This window comes from Streptomyces sp. NPDC050564 (genome assembly GCF_044457265.1).
In the GTDB taxonomy this organism is placed as follows: domain Bacteria; phylum Actinomycetota; class Actinomycetes; order Streptomycetales; family Streptomycetaceae; genus Streptomyces.
The window spans coordinates 48,856-75,766 of record NZ_JBITGS010000042.1 but is presented as its reverse complement, the minus strand read 5'-3'; the positions used below and the strand labels follow the sequence as shown (position 1 = coordinate 75,766).

Here is a 26,911-nt window from a genome sequence, read left to right as displayed (position 1 = left end):
GGCGGGGCGGGGGGGGGGGGGGGGGGGGGGGGCCCGCCCGCGGCGGGGGGGGGGGGGGGGGGGGGGGGGGGGGGGGGGGGGGGGGGGGCGGGGGGGGGCCCCCCCCCCCACGCCCCCTGGCATTCACCTGAGGGGTACTCAGGAGTTCATCGGTGACTACGAGTTGACCTGCGCTGTCACCAGACTGGAGAAGGTCGTGAGGCGGGTGTAGACGCCCGGGTAGCCGGCCTCCGCGCAGCCCTCGCCCCAGGAGGTGATGCCTGCCAGGACGCCGCCGATGAGCAGCGGGCCGCCGCTGTCGCCCTGGCAGGTGTCGACGCCGCCGGAGGTGTATCCGGCGCAGACCATGTCGGTGGCCACGAAATTGGAGCCGTACGAGCTCGCGCAGCTGGAGTTGGACACGATCGGGACGGTCGCGGTGCGCAGCTGGTTGGACGAGTTGCCGCTCTCCGAGGTGGTGCCCCAGCCGAGGATGCGGGCGGTGGTGCCGGCCGCGTACACACCGGTGTCCGAGGAGGAGACGTACGACGCCGGGGTGTAGGACATCGCCGTCGACAGGGTCAGTACGGCGACGTCGTCGCCATTGGTGGCGTCCGTGTAGTCGGGGTTGACCCAGATCTTGCTGACCTTGCTGACGGTGCCGTTCGTGCCGTTGAGGTACGTTCTGCCGCCGACCACGCGGACGCTGCTGGTGGTCTCGCCGACCATGCAGTGGGCGGCGGTGACGACCTTCTTGGCCGCGACCAGGGTGCCGCCGCAGAACTGGCTCCCGGACGCGTCCGTGATCTGCATCATGAACGGGTACGCGGTCGTCGTGGTCGTCGAGCCGCCGACGATCGGCTGGGGCGCGGCTGCGGCGGAGGGGGCGCCGAGCAGCGCGGTCGCGGCGGCGGCAGCGGTGGCCATGCCGACGGCGGCGGTCTTCTTGACGCGGTTGAGCCCGAACATGGGTCTCCTCGGAGGTTGGCCGGTGGGGGGACGCACGGGTGTGGGGGGTGATGCACGGTGCCTGTAGTGGGGCGCCGTGTGCCCGAGCGAGCGGCACTGTGCCCAAGTTAGAAGCGGAGGGTCACTCCTCCCAATGAGGGAACCCCCTAAGGGAGTTGAGGGAGGGAAAACCCTCGGCCGCGCGGGCCGAGGTTTGGCGTACGGTGGCGTCCGGTTGGTCCCGTCCGTCCTGGGGGCTTCCGACGTGCTGGAATCAGCCCCGGTGCTCCGGGGTCGGGCTCAGCCGGTCCTGCGCTCCGCCGCCAGCCGCACTATGTCCACCCGCGATCGGATCCCCAGCTTCCGGTACACCCGAGTGAGCGTCGCCTCCACCGTCTTCACGCTGATGAACAGGCGCGCGGCGATCTCGCGGTTGGTGGCGCCCTCCATGACGAGGGCGGCGACCTGGCGTTCGGTCGCGGCGAGCGTGTCGAGGGCGGCGGAGGCGAGGGGAGGTGACGTCGGGTGGGCGGTGGACGCCGACTCGACCTGGCGGAGCCAGGGCAGGGCACGGCAGCGACGGAAGAGGCGGGACGCCTCGTCGTACGCGGTGGGGCCGGGCAGGGGGGTCCCCCCTGCTCGAGCGAAGCCGAGAGCGTGGGGGAGGGTGCGCAGGCCCGCGAGGGCGTATGCCGCGCGGGCTTCCTCCAGGCCGTAACCCAGCTTGCCGAGGCGGTCCTGCGCGGACGTCAACTGGCGCTCGGCGGGGCCCTGTTCGCCGCGTACGGCGCGTACGAGGGCCTCGGCGCGGTCGAGGACGGCCAGCACACTCTCGCGTTCCAGCCGCAGGGCCCGCTCCCGGGTGACGTCGATGACGTCCTGTGCCTCCGACGGTTCGCCGATCCGTACCAGCGCCTCGGCGAGGTCGCCGTGCCAGCGTCCGCGGGCGGGATCGACCACGCCGAGCCCCTCCTCCAACTCCCTTACGCGGCGCAGGGACTGGACCGCCGCAGCCGCGTCCCCGGCGACCAGCTGGGCGTGCCCGAGGGCGCCCAGGGCGCGCGACAGGTAGATCAGGTCGCCGTCCTCCTCGGCGCGGTCCACGGCCTCCCGGGCGAGCGCGAGCGCGCGGTCCACGTCGCCGCCCGCGGCCTCGGCGAGCGAGGTGAACATGGCGGTGGCCGCCTCGCCGATCCCCGTGTCGCGAGCGAGCCGCAAGCTCTCGCGCGCCAGGTCGAGTGCCCGGCCGCAGTGCCCGGCACGCAGCTCGGTCTCGGCGAGCCCGCGCAGGAAGTGGACCTCGCTCTCGACCATCCCGCGCCGCTGCACCTCGTGCAGCAGCGCCGTGATGGTCGTTCGGGCCTCGGCGAGCTGGTCGCCCATGATGAGCCAGCGGAAGCGGGCCGCACCGGCGCCGTTGTGGTCGCACGCCACCCGGGGGTCCTGCGGCTCGCGCATCGCCCGCTGAATGGTCGCCGGGGCGTCGGGATGCCCCATCAGGGTTTCCATCTGCGCCTGGAAGCCCAGCGCGAGGAGCTCGGTGGGTCGGTCCCCGGCACGGGCCGCGAGCCCCGCGGCACAGGCGGCCTCCTCGCGGGCCTTGGCCATCTCGCCGTCCATGAGCAGGGCCCGCCAGGCCAGTTGGTAGCGGACGAGGGCGAGCAGCCGCGGATCGTCTCCCGCGTCGGCGAGCGCATGCGGGAAGACGGCGTCGATCTCGGCCATGGCCTGCCCGGCGGCGTCGATGACGACCATCCAGGCCCGCACCCGGTCCGCCGGTTCGGTGGCCTGGGCGAGCACCTGGCGCGCGATGTCCCGCGCGAGATCCGTCTCGCCGGCCGTCAGTGCGTCCTCGGCGGCCACCAGTCGCCGTTCGTCCGGGCCGGGCACGGTGCCGACGGGGGTGTGCCGGGCGGCGAGCAGCCCGAGTCCGGCGGCGACCGAGGGCGCGCCGCGGTCCCGGGCGGCGGCCGCGGCCTCGCCGAGCCGGGTGGCGACCCGTGAGTCCGTTCCGGTGGTGGCCAGCGCGAGATGGCGGGCCCGCTCGATGGGATCGGAGGCCGCCGTGGACAGCGCGGCGTGCGCGGCGCGCCGCTCCTGGGCGCTCGCCTCCGCGTACAGGGCGGCCGAGACGAGGGGATGCGCGAACCGGATGCCGGGTGTCTCGCGCTCCGTGGCAAGGAGCCCGAGCTCCGCGGCCGACGCCATCTCCGCCTCGGCGTTCTCGCGACCGGCCGCGTGCAGCAGCGCCACGGTGGGGCGCGCCCCCGCGCTCGCCACGAGCAGCGTGCGGCGGGCCTCGGAGGACAGCATCTCCAGGCGGCTGAGCACGAGCGCGCGCAGCGAGGTCGGCACGGGAAGCGGCTCGCCCGGGCTCGGCGGGGTCACGGATTCGGCGAGGGCGCGGCCCAACTCCAGTGCGAACAGGGGGTTTCCGCCGCTGGTGCGGTGGATGTCCCGCACGGTGGAGCGGGGCAGGTCGGTGTAGCCGCGATGGTCGAGGAGCGCGGCCACCTGGGCGCGGGAGAGCGGGTTGACCCGCACGGCCAGGGTGTCCGGCGGGGACGCGCGTAGATGGCGGTCGTGCTGTTGGCCCTGCGGTTCGGTGTCCGTACGTACGGCGCACAGCATTCGTACGGGCATGCCCCCGAGCCGACGGGCGGCGAAGCCGAGCAGTTCGGCGCTGGCCGGGTCGAGCCACTGCAGGTCGTCGGCGACGATCAGCACCGGGCCCTGGGCGGCCAGCGCCCGGAACACCGACAGCACGGCGAGCCGCAGTGCCAGACCGTCGCGCTGGAGGGTGGATTCACCGCGGCCGGTGAGCGCCGACTCCAGGGCGGTGCGCTGCGGAGCCGGCAACCGGTCGGAGACCTCGTCCACGACCAGGCCGAGGAGGTCGGCCAGGGCGAGGAAGGGGAGGTGGGATTCGGACTCGGTGGCGGAGCAGCGCAACACGGTTCGTGCGGATGCGGCGCATTCCGCGGCCAGCGCCCGCAGGATGGTCGACTTTCCAATTCCCGCGGGGCCGTGCACCAACACGCTGCCCCCGCCGGAGAGTTGCTCGCGCGCTCCCGCGAAGAGCTCCTCCCGGCCGATGACCAGGTCGGGGCGGGGTCTCGCAGGCTCCTTGAAGTCCCCTCGCACGGTCACCGCTCCCCTCGTGTCGTGTCCGGGCCAATATTAGGCAATGTCTCTTTGAATTTCGGACTGTCGGGGTGGTGAGGGAAATAACAGGGTGTGCGCATAAGGTATTTCAAGTCGCGCTGGATTGAATGGAAAAACGCCAGGGGGTCGGGGAACGGCCGTTTTCGTGGACCGCGGAGCGGTCAAACGGTCACAGGGACCGCGGAGCGGTCGAAAACGGTGGGTGGGTAGGAAAACGACGCGGAGCGGCGGAGAAAGTGGCCGTGGAGCGGCCGAGGCGAGGGGCCGAGGGGCCGAGGCGAGGGGGCGGAGCGCCGCAAGCCGGCGAACCCTACGGCAGCACCCCCGCCCGCCGCGCAGCGACAACCGCCTCCAACCGGGTGTGCGCCCCCAGCTTCCGCATGGCCGACCGCAGGTACCCCTTCACGGTCTCGGGACGCAGCCCCAGCCGCTCGGCGGCAACGGAGTTGGTCGCCCCGCCCGCGACACAGGCGAGCACATCCACCTCACGCGGCGCGAGACGAACGTGACGCGCGCCCGGCCCGGGCCCCGCGCCGAGCCCGGGCCCCGCCTCGGCGAGCCGACCGCACACGGAGAGGAGCTCGGCCCGCAGCTGCGGGTCGAGGATCCGCGGTGCCAGCGCGCGCAGCGCCCCGTGCGCCTCGCGCACCTCCTCCCACGCGGCACTCCCCGCCAGCGGGCCGGGCTCCCGCGCGGCGGCCAACAGATCCCGCGCCTCGTCCTGCACGACCAGCGCCTGCTCCACGTCCCGGGCCGCCGCGACGGCCGCGCCGAGCGTGCGGTCACCCAGCGGGCGGGCCGTCCGCAGGGCGCCGTACAACACCCCGCGCACCCGTCGGCGTACGACGACGGGCACGGCCAGCACGGAACACAGCCCCTCGGTGGCGACCGCCATGTCGTACTCGTGGCTGATCTGCCGTGAGGCCGAGTAGTCGGTCACGGCGCACGGCCGGGCGAGGGCCACCGCCTTGCCGCCCAGGCCGTTGCCCGAGGACACCGCGAGGGCGCTGAGCGCGGCCGTCGCCGTACCGCTGAGTTCGCTGATGCGTACCTGCTGGCGGCCGGCCTCGACCAGGCCGCCGAAGGCGACCGGCAGCCCCGTCGCGCGCCGCAGCCGTACCAGCGCGCCACGCATCTCCACCGCCTCGGCTGCGTCTGCTGCCACCTGATCGCCCCTTCATCGCGGCGCACCCCCGTTCGGGGGTGGTGAGACCTGCATCACGGAATACACGATGGTAAGCGGCTGTCCGGCAACGAGGAGGACACATGACGAGGACGAGCGCGACGGACCAGTTCCGGGCCGCGCGGGACTTCCTGTTGGAGCACCGCGAGGACTACACGGCCGCCTACGAGGGTTTCGGCTGGCCCCGCCCGGAGTACTTCAACTGGGCACTCGACTGGTTCGACGTCATCGCGCGGGGCAACGACCGCACCGCCCTGCACATCGTCGAGGAGGACGGCGAGCGCACCGAGGTCACCTTCGCCGAGATGTCCCGGCGCTCGAACCAGGTGGCCAACTGGCTGCACGCGCAGGGCGTGGGCGCCGAGGACCGCATCCTGGTCATGCTCGGCAACCAGGTCGAGTTGTGGGAGACGGCCCTCGCCGCGATGAAGCTGCGCGCTGTCGTCATTCCGGCCACTCCGCTGCTCGGCGCCGCCGACCTGCGCGACCGTGTGGAGCGCGGCCGCGTCCGGCACGTCATCGTCCGGTCCGAGGACACCGAGAAATTCGACGAGGTGCCGGGCGGCTACACCCGGATCGCGGTCGGCGCCGCGCGGCCCGGGTGGCGGTCCTACGCGGAGACGTACGCCGCCGACGCGCCCTTCGAGCCCGACGGTCCCACCCGGTCGGACGACCCGCTGATGCTCTACTTCACCTCCGGCACCACGGCCCGCCCCAAACTGGTCGAGCACACGCATGTCTCGTATCCGATCGGTCATCTGGCGACCATGTACTGGATCGGGCTCGAGCCCGGTGACGTGCACCTGAACATCTCCTCGCCCGGCTGGGCCAAGCACGCCTGGTCCAACCTCTTCGCGCCCTGGAACGCGGAGGCCACCGTCTTCATCCACAACTACACGCGCTTCGACGCGGGCCGGCTGATGGCGGAGATGGACGGGGCGGGCGTGACGACGTTCTGCGCCCCGCCCACCGTGTGGCGCATGCTCATCCAGGCCGATCTGACACAGCTGCGGACGCCGCCGCGCGAGGCCGTGGCCGCGGGAGAGCCGCTCAACCCCGAGGTCATCGAGCAGGTGCGGCGTGCCTGGGGCGTCACCATCCGGGACGGCTTCGGGCAGACCGAGACGGCCGTGCAGGTCTCCAACAGCCCGGGGCAGCGGCTCAAGACGGGTTCCATGGGACGGCCCAGCCCCGGCTTCCGCGTGGAACTGCTCGACCCGGTGTCCGGCGCGCCGGGCGCGGACGAGGGCGAGATCTCGCTCGACCTGTCCGCGCACCCCGTGGGCCTGATGACCGGCTACCACGGCGACGCCGACCGGACGGCGGAGGCGATGGCCGGCGGCTACTACCGCACCGGCGACATCGGCTCGCGCGACGCCGACGGCTACATCACATACGTGGGCCGCGCCGACGACGTGTTCAAGGCCAGCGACTACAAGATCTCGCCCTTCGAGCTGGAGAGCGCGCTGCTGGAGCACGAGGCCGTCGCGGAAGCCGCCGTGGTCCCGGCCCCCGACGAACTGCGGCTCGCCGTGCCGAAGGCGTACATCGTCCTAGCGGAGAGTTACGAGCCGGGACCCGACACCGCCAAGGTGCTCTTCGAGCACTCCCGGACGGTCCTCGCGCCCTACAAGCGCATCCGCCGTCTGGAGTTCGGCGCACTCCCCAAGACCGTGTCCGGCAAGATCCGCCGGATCGAGCTGCGCGAGGCCACGGCCGCCGGCTCGGACGCGGAGTACCGCGAGGAGGACTTCCGGTGACCGAACTGTCGTACGCCCACGGCACGAGCACGACGCCCCTTCTCGGCGACACGATCGGGGCCAACCTGGACCGGGCGATCGCCGCCCACCCCGAGCGTGACGCGCTGGTGGACGTGGACTCCGGACGGCGTTGGACGTACGCCGAGTTCGGGGCCGCGGTGGACGAGGTGGCGCGCGGGCTGCTCGCCAAGGGCGTGCTGAAGGGCGACCGCGTCGGCATCTGGGCGATCAACTGCCCCGAGTGGGTGCTCGTCCAGTACGCCACCGCCCGCATCGGCGCGATCATGGTCAACATCAACCCCGCCTATCGTGCACACGAGTTGGAGTACGTACTGCGGCAGGCGGGGATCTCGGTCCTGATCGCCTCGCAGGAGCACAAGAGCAGCGACTACCGGGCCCTGGTCAACCAGGTTCGGGAGAAGTGCCCGGAGTTGCGGGACACGGTGTACATCGGCGCCCCTTCGTGGGACGCCCTGACGGCGGGCGCCGCGTCCGTCGACCCTCGGCAACTAGCCGTGGCCGCAGCCGAGTTGAGCTGCGATGACCCGGTCAACATCCAGTACACCTCGGGCACCACGGGCTTTCCCAAGGGGGCCACGCTCTCCCACCACAACATCCTCAACAACGGCTACTGGGTGGGCCGCACGGTCGGCTACACCGAGCAGGACCGGGTCTGCCTGCCGGTGCCCTTCTACCACTGCTTCGGCATGGTCATGGGCAACCTCGGCGCCACCTCGCACGGCGCGTGCATCGTGATCCCCGCCCCGTCCTTCGACCCCGCGGCCACCCTGAAGGCCGTCCAGCAGGAGCGCTGTACGTCGCTGTACGGCGTGCCCACCATGTTCATCGCGGAGTTGAACCTCCCCGACTTCGCGACGTACGACCTGTCCTCCCTGCGCACCGGCATCATGGCGGGCTCGCCCTGCCCGGTCGAGGTGATGAAGCGGGTGGTCGCCGAGATGCACATGGAGGAGGTGTCCATCTGCTACGGCATGACCGAGACCTCACCCGTGTCCTTGCAGACCCGGAGGGAGGACGACCTCGAACACCGCACGGGCACCGTCGGCCGGGTGCTCCCGCACATCGAGGTGAAGGTCGTCGACCCCGTGGACGGTGTGACCCAGCCGCGCGGCACCGCCGGTGAGCTGTGCACCCGCGGCTACAGCGTGATGCTCGGCTACTGGAACGAGCCCGAGAAGACCGCCGAGGCCATCGACCCCGGCCGCTGGATGCACACCGGCGACCTGGCCATGATGCGCGAGGACGGCTACGTCGAGATCGTCGGGCGCATCAAGGACATGATCATCAGGGGCGGCGAGAACATCTACCCGCGCGAGATCGAGGAGTTCCTGTACGCCCATCCGAAGATTGCCGACGTCCAGGTGGTCGGCATACCCCACGAGCGCTACGGCGAGGAGGTGCTCGCCTGCGTCATCCCGCGTGACCCGGCCGACCCGCTGACGCTGGAGGAGCTGCGGGCCTTCTGCGAAGGACAGCTGGCGCACTACAAGATCCCCAGTCGGCTGCGGATCCTGGAGGCCTTTCCGATGACGGTCTCGGGGAAGGTGCGGAAGATCGAGCTGCGGGAGACGTACTAGGTCGTGGCTCTGCGCATGCAGACGCGTGGCCACCGGTCGAGGCCGTGCCCGGCCTCCGCGGCGCGGATCATCCGCAGGCCAGGGGTGAGTTCGGCTTCTTCCAGGACCCGGAACCCGATGCGGAGGTAGTACGGAGCGTTCCACGGGACCTGCGCGAAGGTGGTCAGCGTGAGACCGGTCAAGCCCTCCTCTTGTGCGCGGTCGGCGGCGTACGCGAGGAGAGTCCGGCCCACGCCCCGGCGTGCGGCCTCCGGATGGACCGATATCTGCTCGATGTGGAGCGCGCCGTCCACCGGCTCGGCGATCAGGTAGGCCCTGGGGCGGTCCTCCTCGTCCACGGCGACCCAGGCGCGGCCCGCTCGCCGGTAGCCGTCCAGCAGGTCCAGGGCGGGCGGCTCGTCGTCGGCGATGTCGGCCATGCCCAGTTCCCGGAAGGGGTCGCCCGCTGCGCGTTCGATGTCCTGCAGGGCGGGGAGCTCGTCGGGGGCCGCGCGGCGGATGCGCATGCGTCGATTGTGCCGGTGGTCAGCCCGTGGAGGCGATGAGTTCGTCGGCCGGGCTGTTCACCGGTTGCGGCGTGCCCGTGAGGTCGAGGACGAAGAGGGGGACGCCGAGGGTGTCGGCCCGGGCGCGGGCGTCGTCTGCGTAGCCCGTGAGGGAGAAGTACACGCACCCCGCCGACTCCGCCATGGCCGTCAGCCACAGGCACTCCACGTCGCGGAGCGAGGCCGGACGGACTGTGGGGTCCACCTGAGCGAGGATGCCGCGGGCGGCGAGCCCGATCCCGGACGGCGGCCGCTGATCCGCCCGCCGGATGTCCCGGTAACCGAGCCAGCGCAGATACAGGGCGGCCGCCGTGACCGCGTCCCGTGCGGTACGGATGGTGACCGGCTGGAGCGGGGGGCGGGGCCCGGAGGAGGGGGCGTGCGGCGGGCGCTGCGGTGACCTCCTGCTTGTGTCCTGGTCCCGGTAGTCCCTCTCCCTGTCCTGTTCGGGGTCCTGTAGCGATTCGTCCGCGTCGTGCGTCCGGCCGTCGGTCGTGTCCGGGCGGGCGCCCGGGGCGGTTTTCCCGCGGGACTCCCTGGTCCCGTCGGGGTGCGCGTCGGCGGCCGTGCCCGGCGCGAGCTCCACGCGCCGCGCCCGCCGCACGCCTCGTATCCCTCGTACTGGAATCCGCAGCGTCGCCCCGCAGGAGCACCCCAGCTCGGGGTGGGGCCACTGGCTGTCGCGGCCGCAGGCCTCACAGTGGACCGTGACCCAGTCCTCGTCCCAGACGCGGTGGGCGACGGGTGCAGGATTCGCGAGGCGATCGAGTGGAGGCGTCACGGGCGCGCCGCACACGCACGGATACGACGGCGCCGCATACAGATGCTCGCGGCGGCAGGCCGGACACCGCACCGGCACGCTCTCGGCCATGGCCCACTCCAGGACGTCACGTCGGGACAGCGTGTCCATCGTCCTCCAGCGAAGGGCCCTCCGGCAGGTAAACGGTTCGACAGCCACCGGCGGGTCCAGTGCCGGTGCCCACTCTTGACGGCTTTCGGCAAGCCGCTTACATTGATTCCAGATAGTAGAAGTTAGTTTCCGCAATGTGGAATCCCAAACCTCTCAGGGTCAGGGAAGCCGCTGCGGACCGCAACGGAATCAACAGCTCTCCGCGGGGCGCGACGGGAGCGCGAATCCGACAGCCGAAGCAGGAGTACTCCATGGCTCGTATGACCGCTGCCCGCGCGGCAGTCGAGATCCTCAAGCGCGAGGGCGTCAGCAACGCGTTCGGCGTCCCGGGCGCGGCGATCAACCCCTTCTACGCGGCGCTCAAGGCATCCGGCGGGATCAACCACACCCTCGCCCGACATGTCGAGGGTGCCTCGCACATGGCGGAGGGCTACACCCGGACGCACCCGGGCAACATCGGCGTCTGCATCGGTACCTCGGGACCGGCCGGCACCGACATGATCACCGGCCTCTACTCCGCGATCGGCGACTCCATCCCGATCCTGTGCATCACGGGCCAGGCCCCGACCGCCGTGATCCACAAAGAGGACTTCCAGGCCGTCGACATCGCCTCGATCGCCAAGCCGGTCACGAAGATGGCCGTCACCGTGCTGGAGCCCGCCCAGGTCCCCGGCGTCTTCCAGCAGGCCTTCCACCTGATGCGCTCCGGCCGTCCGGGCCCGGTCCTCATCGACCTGCCCATCGACGTCCAGCTCGCCGAGATCGAGTTCGACCCGGAGACGTACGAGCCGCTCCAGGCCTACAAGCCCGCCGCGACCCGTGCCCAGGTCGAGAAGGCGATCACGCTCCTGAACGAGTCCGAGCGTCCGCTGATCGTCGCCGGTGGCGGTGTCATCAATGCCGACGCCTGCGAACTGCTCGTCGAATTCGCCGAGTTGACGGGTACCCCGGTCGTCCCGACCCTGATGGGCTGGGGCATCCTCCCCGACGACCACGAGCTGAACGCCGGCATGGTGGGCCTGCAGACCTCGCACCGCTACGGCAACGCGACCTTCCTGGAGTCCGACTTCGTCCTCGGCATCGGCAACCGCTGGGCCAACCGTCACACCGGCAAGCTGGACGTCTACACGGCCGGCCGGAAGTTCGTGCACGTCGACATCGAGCCCACCCAGATCGGCAAGATCTTCGCGCCCGACTACGGCATCGCCTCCGACGCCAAGGCCGCGCTCGAGTTGTTCGTCGAGGTCGCGCGTGAGCTCAAGGCCGCGGGCAGGCTGCCGGACCGCGGCGACTGGGCCGCCTCCGCGCAGGGGCGGAAGGCGACGCTCCAGCGCCGTACGCACTTCGACAACATCCCGATCAAGCCGCAGCGCGTCTACGAGGAGATGAACAAGGCCTTCGGCCCCGAGACCCGGTATGTCTCCACCATCGGCCTCTCGCAGATCGCCGGCGCCCAGATGTTGCACGTCTACCGGCCGCGCCACTGGATCAACTGCGGCCAGGCGGGCCCGCTCGGCTGGACGATCCCGGCCGCGCTCGGCGTCGCCAAGGCCGACCCGGAGACCCCGGTCGTCGCGCTCTCCGGTGACTACGACTTCCAGTTCATGATCGAGGAGCTGGCTGTCGGCGCCCAGCACAAGATCCCGTATGTCCATGTCCTGGTGAACAACGCCTACTTGGGGCTGATCCGTCAGGCGCAGATCGGCCTGGACATCAACTTCCAGGTCAACCTGGAGTTCGAGAACATCAACTCTCCCGAGCTGGGCGTCTACGGCGTCGACCACATCAAGGTCGTCGAGGGACTCGGCTGCAAGGCGATCCGGGTCACCGACCCCAGCGAACTGGGCGCGGCCTTCGAACAGGCCAAGAAGCTCGCCGCCGAGTACCAGGTTCCGGTCGTCGTCGAGGCGATCCTGGAGCGTGTCACGAACATCGCGATGAGCAAGACGAACGACATCGGCAACGTCGTGGAGTTCGAGGAGATCGCGACCGAGCCGGGCCACGCCCCGACCTCGATCAAGACACTGAAGGTCTGACCCACCGCTCGGCCTTCTGACACCCCTGTCAGGCAGGGGCGGCCCAATCCGGGGGGATGGGCCGCCCTTTCGCGTTGTTCACAGGCACCTGCGGGTCGGGCATGCTCGCCCCATGCGGATGACCGTCCCCACCCCTCTCGGCGACATCGCCGTACGCTGCCACGGCGCTCCCGGCGCCCCCGCACTGCTGCTCCTGCACGCCAATCCCGGGGACGGTCGTGACTACGACGCCGTCCTGCCCGCCCTCGCGGACCGCCACCGTACGTTCGTGGCCGACTGGCCCGGCTACGGGGACTCCACGGTGTCTGAGCCCCAACTGGTCACCCCTGAACGGCTTGTGGCGGCCGCGGAGCTGGTCCTCGACGCGCTCGTCGAGGAAGCGGGCGTCCGCGAGATCTCGGTGCTCGGCAACAGCGTCGGCGGCTACGTCGCCTGTCGCCTCGCCGAGGGACGGCACGCCCGGTCGATCGCGGCGCTCGTCCTGGTCGACCCGGCCGGGTTCACCCCGCGCACACCCCTCACCAGTTGGTTCTGCCGCGAGGTGATGGGCCGGCCCGCGCGCGCCCGCCGACTCGTCGTCCCGCTGGCCCGCGCGTACCTGGGCCGACTCGGCACACCGAGCGCCCGGGCGACGTACGAGAGGGCCCGGCGACTGCCCGGGGACGCACGGCGATTGGCCGTGCACTGCGCCATCTGGCGCGGCTTCGCGGACCCGGACTTCGGTCTGGCCGACCCCGCCGTCCTGGACGTGCCGATCCTGTTGCTGTGGGGGAGACGCGACCCGGTCGTCCCCGCGTTCCTGGACGGCCGCCGCGCCCAACGCGCCCTGCCCGTCCGAGCGTTGAGCGTGCTGCTGCCCACGGCCCACGAGCCGTACAACGAACGCCCGGACCTCTTCCTGCGCCACACCCTGCCGTTCCTCAAGGATCCGCGGGCGGTCAGTGCGGGCCGCCTCCGCCCCAGCCGGCCCCGTCGTCGGTGAAACCGATGCCGCCCCCGCCGCCCCAGGACTGCCCGTGCTCCGCGACACCGCCGCGGCCGATGAGGCCGGCGGCCTCGGCGAAACGCGCAGCCAGCACGGTCAGGGCGGCATCGCCGTACAGTGCGACCGCGAGCAGGAGGTCGTCCGTGGACAGGCCCGCCCGATCGGCGGGCAACGGCAGCCCGGCGCGAAGCTGCTTGAGGGCGCGCCGGGCGGTGCGGGTCCGGTGGGGAGGAAAACGGCGCAGCAGCCCGGCCGCGGCGGCCTCGGTCCGCAACTCCGCGAGCGTGCGCCGCACCCGGGGCCGTTCCAGCAACTCCCGCATTCCCGCCGGGCGGTAGAGGGAGGCGTGCACCGCCTTCTCCAGCGGAAGGCCCGCCCCCGCGGACGCCCCCGAAGCCCGCATCGTGCCCGGACGTCCGGCGCCGGCGGCGCCCCGCAGATGCAGGGCGAGCACGGCAACCGTCACGGCGGCGCGAGCCCCTCCACGCAGCAGCGCGACGGTCTGGGGCTCAAGCCCGACCGCCGCGCTCCTGACCATGGTGCTCCCCCGTACCCCCGTTCGGGGCCCGCCGCCCCCGTGCCGGCGGGCCCCGTGTGCCGAGAATCTGCCTCATCCGGCGGGAGTTGAAGCCCCTGGGGCCGTGTTCAGAGCTTCATTTGAGGGTTCCGTAGAAGGTCTACGTCCGGTTGCGTACACCGGGAGTGCGGATGTGTGCGCCCGGCGCGCGCGGCGTGCGCCCTCACTGCGCCGGGTGCGCCGGGTGTTCCGACAACCCGGGCCAGTCGTCGGGTCCGCCGCCCTGCCAGTCGATGATGTCGCTCTCCTCGACCTCGATCTCGTCGAGGTCGACATCGGCCAGGCGCAGAATCTCGACGACGTCGTCGAGGTGATACGCGATACCGAGCGTCTCGTCCCCCGCGGTCACCCTCCGCGACCCGTCCAGACCCGGGGAGTGCACGATGATGCTGGGATAGTCCATGTCCTCAGGTTCCTGCGCGGCGACCCGATCCGCACCCGGAGCACACGGCGGAGCACCGGACACCCGACCCGATCCGCACCCGGAGCACACGGCGGAGCGCCCGGCACCCGACCCGATCCGTGCCCCGAGCACACGGCAGAGCGCCGGGTACGGGACCGTCCGTACCCGGCGCTCTGGGCTGGTGACCTGTGAGGTTGTGACCGTCCGGCGGTGCGAGGCTGGGCGCGACAGGACATTCGCGCCGCCGGACGGAGTCCGTGGGCCACACCTCAGGGGTGTGGCTGGGACCGCGGCGGATGCGATGGAACCGGGGTCTGCTTCCCTCAGGTCGAGAAGGAGATCCCGAGACCTTCACCACCGCACTGGCTCGCACGCCGCCGCGGTCCCGGTCCTGCCCGGACAGCCGATGGACCACCCCTCATCCGGGTCCAACGCCGTCGCGGGCGGCTTGAGTTGAGGCTCAGTCCTCGCGCAGGGCGCGGACCGCCTCCTCCACACGCCGGCCGTACTCCGGGTCGGCGGCGTGGAAGTGGGCGAGGTTCTTCTCGATCACGTCGTCGCGGGAGACCTGCGAGAGGCCGCCGGCGATGTTGGCGATCAGCCGGGACCGCTCCTCGGCCGACATCAGGCGGTACAGCTCACCCGCCTGGAAGAAGTGGTCGTCCTTGGTGTGCAGGGGAGCCTCGTGCGTGCCCGTGTGGCCGGCGACAGCGAGCGGGGCCGACAGCGGACGGCCGGTCTCGGCGGGGCCGTCGTAGGAGTTGGGCTCGTAGTTCTTGGTGTGGCGGCCCTGGCCGTTGGAGGCCATCAGGCCGTCGCGGCCGTAGTTGTTCGCGGCCGTCGCCCTGGGGGCGTTCACCGCGAGCTGGGTGTGGTTGACGCCCAGGCGGTAGCGGTGCGCGTCCGCGTAGGCGAACAGGCGGCCCTGGAGCATCTTGTCGGGGGAGGGGCCGATGCCCGGAACGAAGTTGTTCGGGGAGAAGGCCGCCTGCTCGACCTCGGCGAAGACGTTGTCGGGGTTGCGGTCCAGGACCAGGCGGCCCACGCGCTGCAGCGGGTAGTCCTTGTGCGGCCACACCTTGGTGAGGTCGAAGGGGTTGAAGCGGTAGTCGGCAGCCTCCGCCGCCGGCATGAGCTGGACGTACAGCGTCCAGGACGGGTTCACGCCCCGCTCGATGGCCTGCAGCAGGTCGGTCTGGTGCGAGTTCGGGTCCTTGCCCGCGATCTCCTGTGCCTGCTCGGTGGAGAGGCTGCGGATGCCCTGGTTCGTCTTGAAGTGGTACTTGACGAAGAAGGCCTCACCGTCGGCGTTCGTCCACTGGTAGGTGTGCGAGCCGTAGCCGTTCATGTGGCGGTAGGAGGCCGGGATGCCGCGGTCGCCCATCAGCCAGGTGATCTGGTGCGTCGCCTCGGGGGCGTGCGCCCAGAAGTCCCAGACGTTGTCCGGCTCCTGCTTGCCCGTGAACGGGTCGCGCTTCTGGGAGTGGATGAAGTCGGGGAACTTGATCGGGTCCTTGAGGAAGAAGACCGGCGTGTTGTTGCCGACGAGGTCGTAGTTGCCCTCTTCGGTGTAGAACTTCAGCGCGAAGCCGCGGGGGTCACGGACCGCGTCCGCGCCGCCGAGGTTGTCGGCCACCGTGGAGAAGCGCAGGAAGACCTCGGTGCGCTTGCCGACGGTGTTCAGGAAGTCGGCGTATGTGAAGCCGGTGACGTCGTCCGTGACCTCGAAGTAGCCGTAGGCGCCGGAGCCGCGGGCGTGCACCACGCGCTCCGGGATGCGCTCGCGGTTGAACCGGGCGAGCTTCTCCAGGAGGTGCTGGTCCTGGAGGAGGAGCGGGCCACCGACGCCGGCGGTGGCGGAGTTCTGGTTGTCGGCGACCGGGGCGCCGGACTCGGTCGTGAGCACGCGCTTCGACATCGTGGACCTTCCGTACGAGGGGGCAGCGGGGTCAGCGGAAATCTTCTTCCGCTTCGTGGACTCTCCGCTTGGTGGAGCCTAGGTTCGGGGCGATCTGAACGTCAACAGTTTGTTGAATGTGGATCCGGGCCGCGGCGGCGCCTGGGCGCGACAGGACAGGTGTCAGCGCCGCCGCGACCCGGAAGTCTGAGAGGGCTCAGATCTGGGCGCCGGAGAGGCGCCCGACCGCGCGCAGCAGCGCGGAGTGGTCCAGGCCGCCGTCGCCCTGCGCGCGCAGGCTGGCGACGAGCTGGGCCACCACGGCGCCGACCGGCAGTGCGGCACCGACATTGCGGGCGGCGTCGGTGACGATGCCCATGTCCTTGTGGTGCAGGTCGATGCGGAAGCCCGGCTTGAAGTCGCGGTTCAGGAAGTTGTCCTTCTTGCGCGTCAGCACGGTGGAGCCCGCGAGGCCGCCGTTGAGGACGTCGAGTGCCGCCTTCAGGTCCACGCCGGACTTCTCCAGGAAGACCACGGCCTCGGCGCACGCCTGGATGTTCACGGCGACGATCAGCTGGTTGGCCGCCTTCACGGTCTGGCCCGAGCCGTGCGGACCGCACAGCACGATGGTCTTGCCGAGCGCCTCGAAGATCGGCTCGGCCTCGTCGAAGTCGGCCTGCTCGCCACCGACCATGATGGACAGCACCGCCTCGATGGCGCCGGCCTCACCGCCGGACACCGGGGCGTCCAGGACGCGGATGCCCTTGGCCTTGGCGGCCTTCGCCAGGTCCACGGAGGTCTGCGGGGTGATCGAGGACATGTCGATCAGCAGCGCGCCGGACTTCGCGTTCTCCAGGATGCCGTCGGGGCCGTACGCGATGGCCTCGACCTGCGGGGAGGCGGGCACCATCGTGACCACGACGTCGGCGTCGCGCACGGCCTCGGCGATCGAACCGGCGGCGCTGCCGCCCGCGGCGGCCAGGCGCTCCAGCTTGTCCTGCTCCAGCGTGAAGCCGGTGACGTCGTACCCGGCCTTGATCAGGTTCTCCGACATGGGGGAGCCCATGATGCCGAGACCGATCCATGCAACCGCCGGGCGGGTCGGGCGGGAGGAATCTGCGAGGTTGTTGCTCATGAGGGTGCCTCTCTGGCTTCTCTGCTACGTCTGTGGAATGCCGCTCAGCGGGCGGCTCGGGCCTCGGCGGGCAGCCACTCGAAGGCCTCCGCGCTCGGGCGGTCGCCCGGCTTGTACTCCAGGCCGACCCAGCCCTCGTATCCGGCCTTCTTCAGTTGGTCGAGGAGGTCCGCCAGCGGGAGCGCGCCGGTGCCCGGGGCGCCACGGCCGGGGTTGTCGGCGATCTGCACATGGCCGGTCTTCGACGCGTACCGCTCGATCACCGACGGCAGGTCCTCGCCGTTCATGGACAGGTGGTAGAGGTCCATGAGGAACTTGGCGTTGCCGAGGCCGGTCGCCTCGTTGACCTTGTCGACGACGTCGACGCCGGCCGGGGCGGTCACCAGCGGGTAGCGCGGGGACTCCGGCTGGTTGAGGGTCTCGATCAGCAGGATCGCGCCGATCCGGTCGGCCGCCCGGGCCGCGAGGACCAGGTTCTCCAGCGCGAGCGCGTCCTGCTCGGCCGGGTCCACGCCCTCGACTCGGTTGCCGTACAGGGCGTTGAGGGCCTTGCAGCCGAGCGACTGGGCGAAGTCCGCCGCCACGTCGATGTTGGCGCGGAACTTCCCCGACTCCGCACCGGGGATCGACAGCGCGCCCCGGTCCGGGCCCGGCAACTGCCCGGCGTAGAAGTTCAGCCCCGTCAGCTGGACGCCCGCGTCCTCGATCGCCTTCTTCAGGGCGTCGAGCTCGGACTGCTCAGGGGCGGGGGAGTCGACCCAGGGCCACCACAGCTCGACCGCCGTGAAGCCCGCCGCGGCGGCTGCCGCCGGGCGCTCCAGGAGCGGGAGTTCCGTGAAGAGGATCGACAGGTTGACGTTGAAGCGCTGGTCTGCGAATCCCATGGGTTCGGCGCTCCCTTCCGTATCGAGATCCGTACGGAGGTCCGGTTCGTGATCCGGAGTGTTCCGTATTGCGGAAGTTCGTTTCTGCGTAATGGAAGATTGCCGTCGTGTGTCGCGGGTTGTCAAGAGGGTGTCCGAGGGGAACCGGCTCACGCGGGCTGGACTCGAAGCGGAGGGACTGGTGGGCGCGCCCCCTGGGGTGGGCTGCAGTCGCACTCTCTGTGGCGTCCGTGGCCCCACTGTGCAGACGGCATTTCGCCGGGCGGGATCGACATGATCGGGCCATGACACTGACGCGACCCAGGCTCCTTTCCGCCCCGGCACTGGTTCTGCTCGCCGCCACGTCGGCAGGGTGCGCCGATCCGGCGGCCGACCCCCGCGGGGGCGGTCCGCACCCGGCGACATCCGCGAAGGGCTACTGCCCTCTGCCCGAGGAGAGGCAGTCGACGCCGTCCCCCTGCATCAGGTTCGACTGGAACCAGCGGGTGGCGGAGAACCGTGCGTACCGCAGCCCGCCGCCGATCACCGCCGAGCAGAAGACGCAAGCCGCACCTCGAGCGACGGCGCCGGCCGCGGCCCTGAGGAAGCTCGCGGACACCGGGACCACGGAGAGCGGCCCGCGCGCCGCGGCCGCCGAGGCCCTGGGGGATGCCCGCGGGGAAGATCGAGATCCAGGGGAGCCGCTTCGCACCTTTGCGCGATGTGCTGGTCGGCGGGGGTGAAGGCCGGGCGTGCGTCAACGGTACGGTCGACAGTGGGGGCCGTGCCGACGCGGAGGTCATCGGCCGCACGGCCGACGGGACCTGCCTGCCGGGCCCGGGCGGACACTGACCGCCGTCCACCGCGGGGTGGACGGCGATCCGGCCCGGCGACAGCGAGCCGTCCTGGATCCCGGTGATCGCCGCGAGGAGTCCGTTAAGGTCGTGTCGGAGCGATGGGGCACACCAACGCTGCGACGACGTGCCCGGTCGGGGGATGTGCCCGCTCAGTCGAAGGCTGAGAGAAGACGCAGGTCAGAGCAAATGCCATGGGGGCACAGTGCGATTGCGAGTGGAGTTCACGACCGAACCCTTCGACCTCGAGGAGGCGCCCCCGCACGCGCTGGCCGCCCGCGAGGTCATCGAGGCGGCGGAACTGGACGCCGTGGACGTCGGCCCGTTCGGCAACACGGCGGAGGGTGGCGCGGACGCGGTCCTCACCGCGGTCGACGCGCTGCTGCGCAAGGCCTTGGAGACAGGAGCCACCCGGGTCTCCCTGCAGCTCAACGTGGTCGAGGAGGGGGAGCGGTGACCGCTTTCGGGGACGACCCCTTCGTCACGGCCGTCAAGCCGCTGGTCGACGCCATGGGGGGCGAGATGCTGCCGCCCGACCAGGCCGGCACCGACGACGTCGTGTTGTCCTGGGAGGGTACGGACGTGGTCGCCGTGCGCCTGCCCCAGCTCGCCGACTCCCTCGACCACATCCTGGCCGCTCTGGAGCGCAAGCAGGGCAAGCCGCTGGCCGACCTCGACCGCAAGGCGAAGCAGGAGGTCGTGCGCATACTGGAAGCGCGCGGAGCATTCTCCGTGCGGCACGGCGTGGAGACCGTGGCGAGTGCCCTCGGCGTGAGCCGCTTCACCGTCTACAACTACCTCAACCGCGAGAAGGAAGCCTGATCAGGGCGAACGCCCTCGAGGTGTGTTCCCGCGCGACCCGCCGCCGTCCGGAATCCCGGGCGGCGGTTTTTGTTACCCGGATTTTTCAACAAAGTGTTGACGTGATGTTTCCGAGGGCGTTAGCTATCCGCAGCCCGTCCAGCACAAGGCCACGGAGGCTTCCCGTGACTTCGAGTACGACACCTGGCGGCCTCGCCCGGTTCAACGCCCTGGAGGAGCCCGCGGCCCTCGCCGCCCTCCACGAGGTGTGCGCTTCATCGGCGTACGGGAGCGGCGTGCTCGCCCGCCGCCCCTTCGCCACCGTCGACGACCTCTTCGCCGCGAGCGACGCCCTCATGGCCGAGCTGACCACCGCGGACCTGGAGGAGGCGATGGCGGGGCATCCACCGATCGGGCGCCCGAAGCCCGGGGACCCGACCTCCTCCCGGGAGCAGCGCGGCATGGCCGGCGCCTCCGAGGAGCTCAAGGAGGAGATGCTCGAACTGAACCTGGCCTACCAGGAGAAGTTCGGCCACGTCTTCCTCATCTGCGCCACCGGCCGGGCCGGCGAGCAGATGCGCGACGCGGTCAGGGAGCGGATCGGCAACTCGCCCGAGCAGGAACGCGAGATCGTCCGCGCCGAGCTGGGCAAGATCAACCGCATCCGCCTCGGCAATCTCGTAGAGGAAGAAGAGGCATGAGCACCGACACCACGGCCTCCGTGTCCACGCACATCCTGGACACCAGCGTCGGCCGCCCCGCCGAGGGCGTCGCCATCCAGCTCGCGGCCCGCTTCGGGCGTGACGCGGACTGGCAGGCACTCGGCGGCTCCGCGACCGACGCTGACGGCCGGTGCAAGGACCTTCCGGCGCTGCCGGAGGGGACGACCCACGTACGGCTCGACTTCGCAGTCGAGCGGTATTTCGAGTCGGATTCAGAAAAAAAGCAAGCCGATGCGCAGCAGGACGCCCCCGCGAATCGGGACAGCGGCGCGTTCTTCCCGGAAGTGGCGATCACCTTCGCCGTCGAGCCGGGCGAGCACTACCACGTACCGCTGCTGCTCAACCCGTTCGGCTACTCCGTTTACCGAGGGAGCTAGCAGACATGCCCACGATTCTGGGACAGAACCAGTACGGCAAGGCCGAGAACCGCGTCGTCAAGATCACCCGCGACGGCGACACGCACCACATCAAGGACCTGAACGTGTCGATCGCGCTGAGCGGCGACATGGAGGAGGTCCACTACTCGGGTTCCAACGCGAACGTCCTGCCGACGGACACCACGAAGAACACGGTGTACGCCTTCGCCAAGGAGTACGGCATCGAGTCCGCCGAGCAGTTCGGCATCCACCTGGCCCGGCACTTCGTGACGAGCCAGGAGCCGATCAAGCAGGCGCGCATCCGCATCGAGGAGTACGCCTGGGAGCGCATCGAGACCTCGGACGCCAACTCCAAGTTCATCGGCGCCGACGCGGTCAAGCACTCCTTCGTACGCAAGGGACAGGAGACCCGGGTCACCCAGATCACCTTCGACGGTGAGAAGTGGGAGGTCATCTCCGGTCTGAAGGACCTCGTCGTGATGAACTCGACGAACTCCGAGTTCTGGGGCTACGCCAAGGACAAGTACACGACGCTCCAGGAGGCGTACGACCGCATCCTGGCCACCCAGGTCTCCGGCCGCTGGCGCTTCAACTGGAGCGGCGACGAGCAGAAGATGCCCAACTGGGAGAAGTCCTACGACCAGGTCAGGAAGCACATGCTCCAGGCCTTCGCGGAGACTTACTCGCTGTCGCTGCAGCAGACCCTGTACCAAATGGGTTCGCGCATCATCAACCACCGCAGCGAGATCGACGAGGTCCGCTTCTCGCTGCCGAACAAGCACCACTTCCTGGTGGACCTGAAGCCGTTCGGGCTCGAGAACGACAACGAGGTCTACTTCGCGGCCGACCGTCCGTATGGGCTCATCGAGGCCACCATCCTGCGCGACGGCTGCGAGCCGCACATCCCGGTGGACCTCACCAACCTGTAGTACTGCACTGCAGGACTACTTGCTCGACCCCCGACGCGGGCGCCGGCGTCAAGTCCCAGGGGGAGAGCGGGGGCATCTGCGCAACAACAGCACCACGGATCCGGTCGTCACCCCGCTCGACCCCCGGGTCCGTCCACCAATGGGAAGAACGAGGAACCGCCGTGGCAGCTTCGCGCATCGTGATCGAGAACTGCGCCATCGCGACCGTGGACGCGGGCGACACCGAATACACCTCGGGCTACATCGTCGTCGCCGACAACAAGATCGAGTCGTTGGGCGCCGGAAAGGCCCCCGAGAACCTGGAGAACGTGGTCCGCCGCATCGACGGCACCGGCCACCTGGCAACCCCGGGTCTGGTCAACACCCACCACCACTTCTACCAGTGGATCACCCGCGGCCTGGCCACGGACCACAACCTCTTCAACTGGCTCGTCGCGCTCTACCCGACCTGGGCCCGCATCGACGAGAAGATGGTGTACGCCTCCGCACAGGGCTCCCTCGCGATGATGGCCCGCGGCGGCGTCACCACCGCCATGGACCACCACTACGTCTTCCCGAAGGGCTCCGGCGACCTGTCCGGCGCCGTCATCCGCGCCGCACGCGAGATGGGCGTCCGTTTCACTCTCGCCCGCGGCTCCATGGACCGCAGCGAGAAGGACGGCGGTCTGCCGCCGGACTTCGCCGTCGAGACCCTCGAAGGAGCCCTCGCCGCCACCGAGGCGACCGTCGACGAGCACCACGACGCGTCCTTCGACGCCATGACCCAGGTGGCCGTGGCCCCCTGCTCGCCCTTCTCCGTGTCGACCGAGCTGATGAAGCAGGGCGCCGAGCTGGCCCGCCGCAAGGGCGTACGCCTGCACACGCACGGCTCGGAGACCGTTGAGGAGGAGCAGTTCTGCAAGGAACTGTTCGGCATGGGCCCGACCGACTACTTCGAGTCGACCGGCTGGCTCGGCGAGGACGTGTGGATGGCGCACTGCGTCCACATGAACGACTCCGACATCGCCGCCTTCGCCCGTACGAAGACGGGTGTGGCCCACTGTCCGTCCTCCAACGCCCGTCTGGCGGCCGGTATCGCGCGTGTCCCCGACATGCTGGCGGCCGGCGTCCCGGTCGGCCTCGGCGTCGACGGCACCGCCTCGAACGAGTCGGGCGAACTGCACACCGAGCTGCGCAACGCCCTGCTCATCAACCGCCTCGGCGCCCACCGCGAGGCCGCCCTGAACGCCCGTCAGGCGCTGCGCCTCGGGACGTACGGCGGCGCCCAGGTCCTGGGCCGCGCCACGCAGATCGGCTCCCTGGAGGCGGGCAAGCTCGCCGACCTCGTCCTGTGGAAGCTCGACACCCTGGCGCACGCCTCGATCGCCGACCCGGTGACCGCGCTGGTCTTCGGCGCGGCGGCCCCGGTCACCCTCTCGCTCGTCAACGGCAAGCCGGTCGTTGAGGACAGCCGGCTGCTGCACGTCGACGAGGACGCCATCGCCCGCTCCACGCGGGAAGAGGCGCAGCGCCTGGCGCAGATCGCCGCGCAGGCCTGAGAGTCCCAGTCCTGGCCCCGTCCGGGGTCCGGGCCCATTTCGAACAACTGGAGATCTCCGGCTGAGGGGGACGGCCCTCGGCCGGTAGCCGTGGACCCGAGCGGGGTCCATGGCGGCCGTATCCGGGGCGTGCATGGACGTGCGCGCCCCGGAACGGTCTCCGTCGCAGAGACTCCCGTCTCCGTGACGGTCATCGTCCCGGTCCCGCACGACCGCGCATCACCTCCCTGACCCCCGCGTCAACGCCGACGTGTAACCGACCGGAGGAGCCGCCGTGGCCGCCCAGCCCGAGCCCAGCACCGATGCACAGCCAACTGGCCAGTCCAAGCACCCAGTTGACGAGAAACTCCCCGCCCTGAAGATGGCGACCAGCGGTCTGCAGCACGTCGCCGCCATGTACGCGGGAGTCGTCGCCCCGCCGCTGATCGTCGGCGCCGCCGTCGGTCTCTCCGGAACCGAACTGACCTTCCTCACCGGCGCCTGCCTGTTCACCGCGGGGCTCGCCACCTTCCTGCAGACCCTGGGCTTCTGGAAGATCGGAGCCAGGCTGCCCTTCGTCAACGGCGTCACGTTCGCGGGCGTCGCGCCCATGACCGCGGTCGTCGCCTCCGCCAAGGACAAGAGCGACGCCCTGCCGATCATCTTCGGCGCGGTCATCGTCGCGGGCATCCTCGGTTTCATAGCCGCGCCCTTCTTCAGCAAGGCCGTCCGCTTCTTCCCGCCCGTCGTCACCGGCTCCGTGATCACACTCATCGGCGTCTCGCTCCTGCCGGTCGCCTTCGGCTGGGCGCAGGGCCCCAACCCCTCAGCCGACGACTACGGTTCGACGACGTACCTGGGCCTGGCGGGCGCGACGCTCGTCATCGTGCTCCTTCTGCGCCGCTTCACGCGCGGCTTCGTCAAACAGATCGCCGTGCTCCTCGGTCTGGTCATCGGCACACTCGTCGCGATCCCCTTCGGCGTCACGGACTTCGGCCCGGTGGCCGACGCGGACGTCGTCGGCTTCCCGACCCCGTTCCACTTCGGCGTCCCGCAGTTCCAGGTCGCCGCGATCCTGTCGATGATCGTCGTGATGGTGGTCTCGATGACCGAATCGACCGCGGACATGCTCGCGTTGGGCGAGATCGTCGAGCGCCCCGCCGACGAGAAGACCATCGCGGCGGGCCTGCGCGCCGACACTCTCGGCTCGGCGATCAGCCCGCTCTTCAACGGCTTCATGTGCAGCGCCTTCGCGCAGAACATCGGCCTGGTCGCGATGACGCGGATCCGCAGCCGGTACGTCGTCGCGACCGGCGGCGGCTTCCTGGTGCTGATGGGCCTGTGCCCGATGGCCGCGTCGCTCATCGCCGTCGTCCCGCGACCCGTCCTCGGCGGTGCCGGCGTCGTCCTCTTCGGTTCGGTCGCGGCGAGCGGCATCCAGACCCTCGTACGGGCGGGCCTGGAGAAGGACAACAACGTCCTCATCGTCGCCGTCTCGCTCGCCGTCGGCATCATCCCGATCACCGCGCCGGACTTCTACCACGCCTTCCCCCAGACGGCGAGGATCGTCCTGGACTCGGGCATCTCCACCGGCTGTGTCGCGGCCGTGGTCCTCAACCTCGTCTTCAACCACCTCGGCAAGGGTCAGAACGCCGGCGAGGTCACGCATCCCATGGAGGCGGGGGAGGACCTCAAGGCTGCACCGGTCCACTGACGGCCCGGGCATACGGAGGGCGCGGCACCAGGAGCGTGCCGCGCCCTCCGCCGTACCGGGGGTCGTCAGCCGATGTGGTAGCTGTCCCCGTACACCTTCCAGTCCAGCGGCGGATCGAGGTTCAGATTCCGCTTGCGCAGGAAGACCCGCTGCTCGGTGTCGACCCGGCTGGTGTCGGAGTGGGCCTCCTCCTGCTTCATCGCCCACACCCGTGCGTCGAGGAAGGCGTTCAGATAGGTCACCTCGTCGCCGCCCCGGGAGGGCGGCTGGGCCTTGGCCAGTGCCCGCCTGCGGATGTTGCCGAAGCTGGTGCTGTCGCCGCCGTCGCCGTGCATCACGATGGCGTCGTAGTACGTGAACTGGCCGAGGACACCGATACCGTCGGCCTTGCCCTGTCGTACGGCCGGGTTGAAGTAGACGCGGTCGCGCTCGTCGTTCTGGGCCTGCTGGAACGCCGAGTCCTGGGCCGCCCTGCGCCAGTCGCCCTCGAAACCGGGGTCCAGGCCCTCGTGGGAGTCGCTGCCGTTCACCTCGCGCAGCGCGGGCAGGTACTTGGCCAGGACATTGCCGGGCTTGCGCTGCGTGTAGAGCTCGACGAGGTCGAGCATGTCGCCGGTGCCGGAGCAGAAGCCGATGATCCCGGCGGTGTAGCCGCGTCCGTCGCCGATGTCCTCGATGTACTTGTACTGCGCCTTCCAGTCCAGGGAGGAGTTCTCCGCGCTGGAGACCAGCTTCATGGCGATCTCCTTCTTCGCCGGGTCGTCCAGACCGGCCGGCGCGGCGGTCGCGGACTGGGTGGCGACGAGTGGCCCTGCCACCAGCGAAGCTCCGATCAGGGCGAGCAGGGTGCGACGTGAAGTGCGTATGTGGGGGGTGTGCACGGTACCTCCGATGGGGGAGTGTGTCGTTGCCGCGTACTGTTAGGAAAGTTTCCTACCAGAGATTGCAGGTCGCGTACACCCGTACGGCGAGGGCGAGTTGGTGATCGGGGAAAGCGGATGCTGGGCTACGGTCTGAGCGCAGTCATGACCACGAGGGGGATTTCACGTCATGAACGAGTCGGGCCGTGTGGAGGCCTTCAGCGACGGCGTCTTCGCCATCGCCATCACGCTGTTGATCCTGGAGATCAAGGTCCCGGAGGTCGGTGAGCACGGCGGCCTGTGGCACGCGCTGGGCGCGCAATGGCCCTCCTACGCCGCCTATGTGGTCAGCTTCCTGGTCATCGGCATCATGTGGATCAACCATCACCAGGTCTTCAGTTACGTCGCCCGGATCGACCGCACCGTGATGTTCCTGAACCTGCTCGTCCTGATGATCGTGGCCGCCGTCCCCTGGCCGACGGCGATGCTCGCGGAGTATCTCCGCGAGGACAAGGCGTCCCATGTCGCTGCGGCCGTGTACAGCATGGTGATGGTCGCGATGGCCCTGGCTTTCCAGGCCCTGTGGTGGCACCTCACCCGCACGGGCCACCTCTTCGACACCCGCGTCGACTTCGAGGGCGCCCGCCGCACCCGCGTCCGCTTCGCCCTCGGCTCCCTCGCCTACCCCGCCACGGTCGGCCTGGCCTACGTCTCGGCCCCGCTCACCCTGGCCGCGCACGGTCTGATCGCGATCTACTACGGCTTCAACCAGGTACCGGTGCCGACCCGAACGCCTGACAAGGCCGCGCTGCCGGAAGACGGCCGGTGAAGAACGACGTGGGCGGGACACCCATCAGCGAGCGGAAGTCGGCGGTCATGTGCGACTGGTCGTAGTAGCCGGTGGCGGCGGCCGGTTGGGCCCACGGGATGTCCGGGACCGGCGTGCGGAAGTGAGGATGTGGCGGACGCGGTCGATGCGGGCATAGTGCTTGGGCGAGACACCGACACCGTCCGAGAAGAGGTTGCGCAGCTGCCGCTCGCTGACGGCGAGACGGTCCGCCACCTCGCGTACGCCTACCGGGAGACGGCTCCCGGATCCTCGACCGGCCGGTCACCGCCGCCGACGTACCCCCGGACGCGCTCCACGAGCAGT

General features: G+C 70.4%; 25 protein-coding genes and 1 pseudogene. 13 read left to right on the top strand and 13 right to left on the bottom strand.

The window, feature by feature from the left end; genetic code table 11:
* Positions 1-156: 156 nt before the first annotated feature.
* The 3 genes from ACIBK0_RS43125 to ACIBK0_RS43115 all read right to left on the bottom strand — a co-directional run bounded on the left by ACIBK0_RS43125 (position 157) and on the right by ACIBK0_RS43115 (position 5,257).
* Complete coding sequence (locus ACIBK0_RS43125) at positions 157-948, bottom strand: S1 family peptidase (RefSeq protein ID WP_399093026.1); 792 nt, start codon at positions 946-948, stop codon at positions 157-159.
* Positions 949-1,227: 279 nt separating this feature from the next.
* The gene (locus tag ACIBK0_RS43120) at positions 1,228-4,077 is read right to left on the bottom strand and encodes an AAA family ATPase (RefSeq protein ID WP_399093023.1); all 2,850 of its coding nucleotides are present in this window, start codon (positions 4,075-4,077) and stop codon (positions 1,228-1,230) included.
* A 325-nt stretch (positions 4,078-4,402) separates the two neighbouring features.
* Positions 4,403-5,257, bottom strand: a complete 855-nt coding sequence (locus ACIBK0_RS43115; RefSeq protein ID WP_399093020.1) for a response regulator transcription factor — start codon at positions 5,255-5,257, stop codon at positions 4,403-4,405.
* A gap of 101 nt (positions 5,258-5,358) precedes the next feature.
* Here ACIBK0_RS43115 and ACIBK0_RS43110 point away from each other — a divergent pair, with 101 nt between their 5' ends.
* Both ACIBK0_RS43110 and ACIBK0_RS43105 read left to right on the top strand, forming a co-directional pair.
* Positions 5,359-7,035, top strand: coding sequence for an AMP-binding protein (locus ACIBK0_RS43110; protein ID WP_399093018.1), 1,677 nt, complete (start codon positions 5,359-5,361; stop codon positions 7,033-7,035).
* Positions 7,032-8,633: an AMP-binding protein gene (locus ACIBK0_RS43105; RefSeq protein ID WP_399093015.1), complete on the top strand. Its 1,602-nt coding sequence runs from the start codon at positions 7,032-7,034 to the stop codon at positions 8,631-8,633. The genes ACIBK0_RS43110 and ACIBK0_RS43105 overlap by 4 nt, the downstream gene beginning before the upstream one ends.
* Here ACIBK0_RS43105 and ACIBK0_RS43100 read toward each other — a convergent pair.
* A complete protein-coding gene (locus ACIBK0_RS43100) occupies positions 8,630-9,139 on the bottom strand; it encodes a GNAT family N-acetyltransferase (RefSeq protein ID WP_399093012.1) in 510 nt (169 codons plus the stop codon). The two genes, ACIBK0_RS43105 and ACIBK0_RS43100, sit on opposite strands and share 4 nt — an antisense overlap.
* Positions 9,140-9,158: 19 nt before the next feature.
* Entirely contained in the window at positions 9,159-10,088 is a 930-nt protein-coding gene (locus ACIBK0_RS43095; protein WP_399093009.1) for a hypothetical protein, read from the bottom strand.
* 260 nt (positions 10,089-10,348) lie between these two features.
* On the opposite strand from ACIBK0_RS43095, the gene gcl reads away from it, so the two are divergent.
* Positions 10,349-12,124, top strand: a complete 1,776-nt coding sequence (gene gcl, locus ACIBK0_RS43090; protein ID WP_399093044.1) for a glyoxylate carboligase — start codon at positions 10,349-10,351, stop codon at positions 12,122-12,124.
* 112 nt (positions 12,125-12,236) lie between these two features.
* Entirely contained in the window at positions 12,237-13,106 is an 870-nt protein-coding gene (locus tag ACIBK0_RS43085; protein ID WP_399093006.1) for an alpha/beta fold hydrolase, read from the top strand.
* On the opposite strand, the gene ACIBK0_RS43080 is transcribed toward ACIBK0_RS43085, so the two are convergent.
* From ACIBK0_RS43080 to ACIBK0_RS43055, 6 genes are all read right to left on the bottom strand, one after another.
* Positions 13,063-13,647, bottom strand: a complete 585-nt coding sequence (locus ACIBK0_RS43080) for a TIGR04222 domain-containing membrane protein (protein ID WP_399093003.1) — start codon at positions 13,645-13,647, stop codon at positions 13,063-13,065. The genes ACIBK0_RS43085 and ACIBK0_RS43080 overlap by 44 nt on opposite strands.
* Positions 13,648-13,849: 202 nt before the next feature.
* The gene (locus ACIBK0_RS43075; protein ID WP_399093000.1) at positions 13,850-14,089 is read right to left on the bottom strand and encodes a hypothetical protein; all 240 of its coding nucleotides are present in this window, start codon (positions 14,087-14,089) and stop codon (positions 13,850-13,852) included.
* Positions 14,090-14,549: 460 nt separating this feature from the next.
* Positions 14,550-16,007, bottom strand: a complete 1,458-nt coding sequence (locus ACIBK0_RS43070) for a catalase (protein WP_399092997.1) — start codon at positions 16,005-16,007, stop codon at positions 14,550-14,552.
* Positions 16,008-16,203: 196 nt separating this feature from the next.
* Positions 16,204-17,121, bottom strand: coding sequence for a 2-hydroxy-3-oxopropionate reductase (locus ACIBK0_RS43065; protein ID WP_399092995.1), 918 nt, complete (start codon positions 17,119-17,121; stop codon positions 16,204-16,206).
* Positions 17,122-17,165: 44 nt separating this feature from the next.
* A complete protein-coding gene (locus ACIBK0_RS43060; protein ID WP_399092992.1) occupies positions 17,166-18,005 on the bottom strand; it encodes a TIM barrel protein in 840 nt (279 codons plus the stop codon).
* A 415-nt stretch (positions 18,006-18,420) separates the two neighbouring features.
* A complete protein-coding gene (locus ACIBK0_RS43055; protein ID WP_399092989.1) occupies positions 18,421-18,603 on the bottom strand; it encodes a hypothetical protein in 183 nt (60 codons plus the stop codon).
* 50 nt (positions 18,604-18,653) lie between these two features.
* On the opposite strand from ACIBK0_RS43055, the gene ACIBK0_RS43050 reads away from it, so the two are divergent.
* The 8 genes from ACIBK0_RS43050 to ACIBK0_RS43015 all read left to right on the top strand — a co-directional run bounded on the left by ACIBK0_RS43050 (position 18,654) and on the right by ACIBK0_RS43015 (position 24,898).
* Complete coding sequence (locus ACIBK0_RS43050; protein ID WP_399092986.1) at positions 18,654-18,836, top strand: hypothetical protein; 183 nt, start codon at positions 18,654-18,656, stop codon at positions 18,834-18,836.
* A gap of 207 nt (positions 18,837-19,043) precedes the next feature.
* Positions 19,044-19,295 carry a hypothetical protein gene (locus tag ACIBK0_RS43045; RefSeq protein WP_399092983.1) on the top strand — a complete coding sequence of 84 codons (252 nt, stop codon included), beginning with the start codon at positions 19,044-19,046 and terminating at the stop codon, positions 19,293-19,295.
* On the top strand, positions 19,292-19,660 hold the full coding sequence (locus ACIBK0_RS43040; RefSeq protein WP_399092980.1) for a helix-turn-helix domain-containing protein: 369 nt from the start codon (positions 19,292-19,294) through the stop codon (positions 19,658-19,660). The genes ACIBK0_RS43045 and ACIBK0_RS43040 overlap by 4 nt, the downstream gene beginning before the upstream one ends.
* 164 nt (positions 19,661-19,824) lie before the next feature.
* On the top strand, positions 19,825-20,340 hold the full coding sequence (uraD, locus tag ACIBK0_RS43035) for a 2-oxo-4-hydroxy-4-carboxy-5-ureidoimidazoline decarboxylase (protein ID WP_399092977.1): 516 nt from the start codon (positions 19,825-19,827) through the stop codon (positions 20,338-20,340).
* Positions 20,337-20,738: a hydroxyisourate hydrolase gene (gene uraH / locus ACIBK0_RS43030; protein ID WP_399092974.1), complete on the top strand. Its 402-nt coding sequence runs from the start codon at positions 20,337-20,339 to the stop codon at positions 20,736-20,738. Before uraD ends, uraH begins: the two co-directional genes overlap by 4 nt.
* A gap of 5 nt (positions 20,739-20,743) precedes the next feature.
* Positions 20,744-21,667: a factor-independent urate hydroxylase gene (pucL, locus tag ACIBK0_RS43025; protein WP_399092971.1), complete on the top strand. Its 924-nt coding sequence runs from the start codon at positions 20,744-20,746 to the stop codon at positions 21,665-21,667.
* A gap of 161 nt (positions 21,668-21,828) precedes the next feature.
* The gene (locus ACIBK0_RS43020) at positions 21,829-23,205 is read left to right on the top strand and encodes an 8-oxoguanine deaminase (protein ID WP_399092968.1); all 1,377 of its coding nucleotides are present in this window, start codon (positions 21,829-21,831) and stop codon (positions 23,203-23,205) included.
* A 361-nt stretch (positions 23,206-23,566) separates the two neighbouring features.
* A complete protein-coding gene (locus ACIBK0_RS43015; RefSeq protein ID WP_399093041.1) occupies positions 23,567-24,898 on the top strand; it encodes a nucleobase:cation symporter-2 family protein in 1,332 nt (443 codons plus the stop codon).
* A 65-nt stretch (positions 24,899-24,963) separates the two neighbouring features.
* Here the strand turns inward: ACIBK0_RS43015 and ACIBK0_RS43010 are convergent, their stop codons facing one another.
* Entirely contained in the window at positions 24,964-25,779 is an 816-nt protein-coding gene (locus ACIBK0_RS43010; RefSeq protein ID WP_399092965.1) for a chitosanase, read from the bottom strand.
* Positions 25,780-25,948: 169 nt separating this feature from the next.
* Between ACIBK0_RS43010 and ACIBK0_RS43005 the strand changes: the two genes are divergently transcribed.
* Positions 25,949-26,587: a TMEM175 family protein gene (locus tag ACIBK0_RS43005; protein ID WP_399092962.1), complete on the top strand. Its 639-nt coding sequence runs from the start codon at positions 25,949-25,951 to the stop codon at positions 26,585-26,587.
* Here the strand turns inward: ACIBK0_RS43005 and ACIBK0_RS43000 are convergent.
* A pseudogene (locus tag ACIBK0_RS43000) lies at positions 26,523-26,845 on the bottom strand (helix-turn-helix transcriptional regulator); the annotation flags it as partial. The gene ACIBK0_RS43005 and the pseudogene ACIBK0_RS43000 sit on opposite strands and share 65 nt — an antisense overlap.
* Between the last annotated feature and the right edge of the window lie 66 nt (positions 26,846-26,911).

Excerpts from the sequence above, each read along its gene's own strand:
- ACIBK0_RS43125 (WP_399093026.1), bottom strand. The coding sequence starts at position 948 with ATGTTCGGGCTCAACCGCGTCAAGAAGACCGCCGCCGTCGGCATGGCC.
- ACIBK0_RS43110 (WP_399093018.1), top strand. The coding sequence starts at position 5,359 with ATGACGAGGACGAGCGCGACGGACCAGTTCCGGGCCGCGCGGGACTTC.
- ACIBK0_RS43100 (WP_399093012.1), bottom strand. The coding sequence starts at position 9,139 with ATGCGCATCCGCCGCGCGGCCCCCGACGAGCTCCCCGCCCTGCAGGAC.
- ACIBK0_RS43095 (WP_399093009.1), bottom strand. The coding sequence starts at position 10,088 with ATGGACACGCTGTCCCGACGTGACGTCCTGGAGTGGGCCATGGCCGAG.
- gcl (WP_399093044.1), top strand. The coding sequence starts at position 10,349 with ATGACCGCTGCCCGCGCGGCAGTCGAGATCCTCAAGCGCGAGGGCGTC.
- ACIBK0_RS43085 (WP_399093006.1), top strand. The coding sequence starts at position 12,237 with ATGCGGATGACCGTCCCCACCCCTCTCGGCGACATCGCCGTACGCTGC.
- ACIBK0_RS43080 (WP_399093003.1), bottom strand. The coding sequence starts at position 13,647 with ATGGTCAGGAGCGCGGCGGTCGGGCTTGAGCCCCAGACCGTCGCGCTG.
- ACIBK0_RS43075 (WP_399093000.1), bottom strand. The coding sequence starts at position 14,089 with ATGGACTATCCCAGCATCATCGTGCACTCCCCGGGTCTGGACGGGTCG.
- ACIBK0_RS43070 (WP_399092997.1), bottom strand. The coding sequence starts at position 16,007 with ATGTCGAAGCGCGTGCTCACGACCGAGTCCGGCGCCCCGGTCGCCGAC.
- ACIBK0_RS43065 (WP_399092995.1), bottom strand. The coding sequence starts at position 17,121 with ATGAGCAACAACCTCGCAGATTCCTCCCGCCCGACCCGCCCGGCGGTT.
- ACIBK0_RS43060 (WP_399092992.1), bottom strand. The coding sequence starts at position 18,005 with ATGGGATTCGCAGACCAGCGCTTCAACGTCAACCTGTCGATCCTCTTC.
- ACIBK0_RS43050 (WP_399092986.1), top strand. The coding sequence starts at position 18,654 with ATGCCCGCGGGGAAGATCGAGATCCAGGGGAGCCGCTTCGCACCTTTG.
- uraH (WP_399092974.1), top strand. The coding sequence starts at position 20,337 with ATGAGCACCGACACCACGGCCTCCGTGTCCACGCACATCCTGGACACC.
- pucL (WP_399092971.1), top strand. The coding sequence starts at position 20,744 with ATGCCCACGATTCTGGGACAGAACCAGTACGGCAAGGCCGAGAACCGC.
- ACIBK0_RS43015 (WP_399093041.1), top strand. The coding sequence starts at position 23,567 with ATGGCGACCAGCGGTCTGCAGCACGTCGCCGCCATGTACGCGGGAGTC.
- ACIBK0_RS43005 (WP_399092962.1), top strand. The coding sequence starts at position 25,949 with ATGAACGAGTCGGGCCGTGTGGAGGCCTTCAGCGACGGCGTCTTCGCC.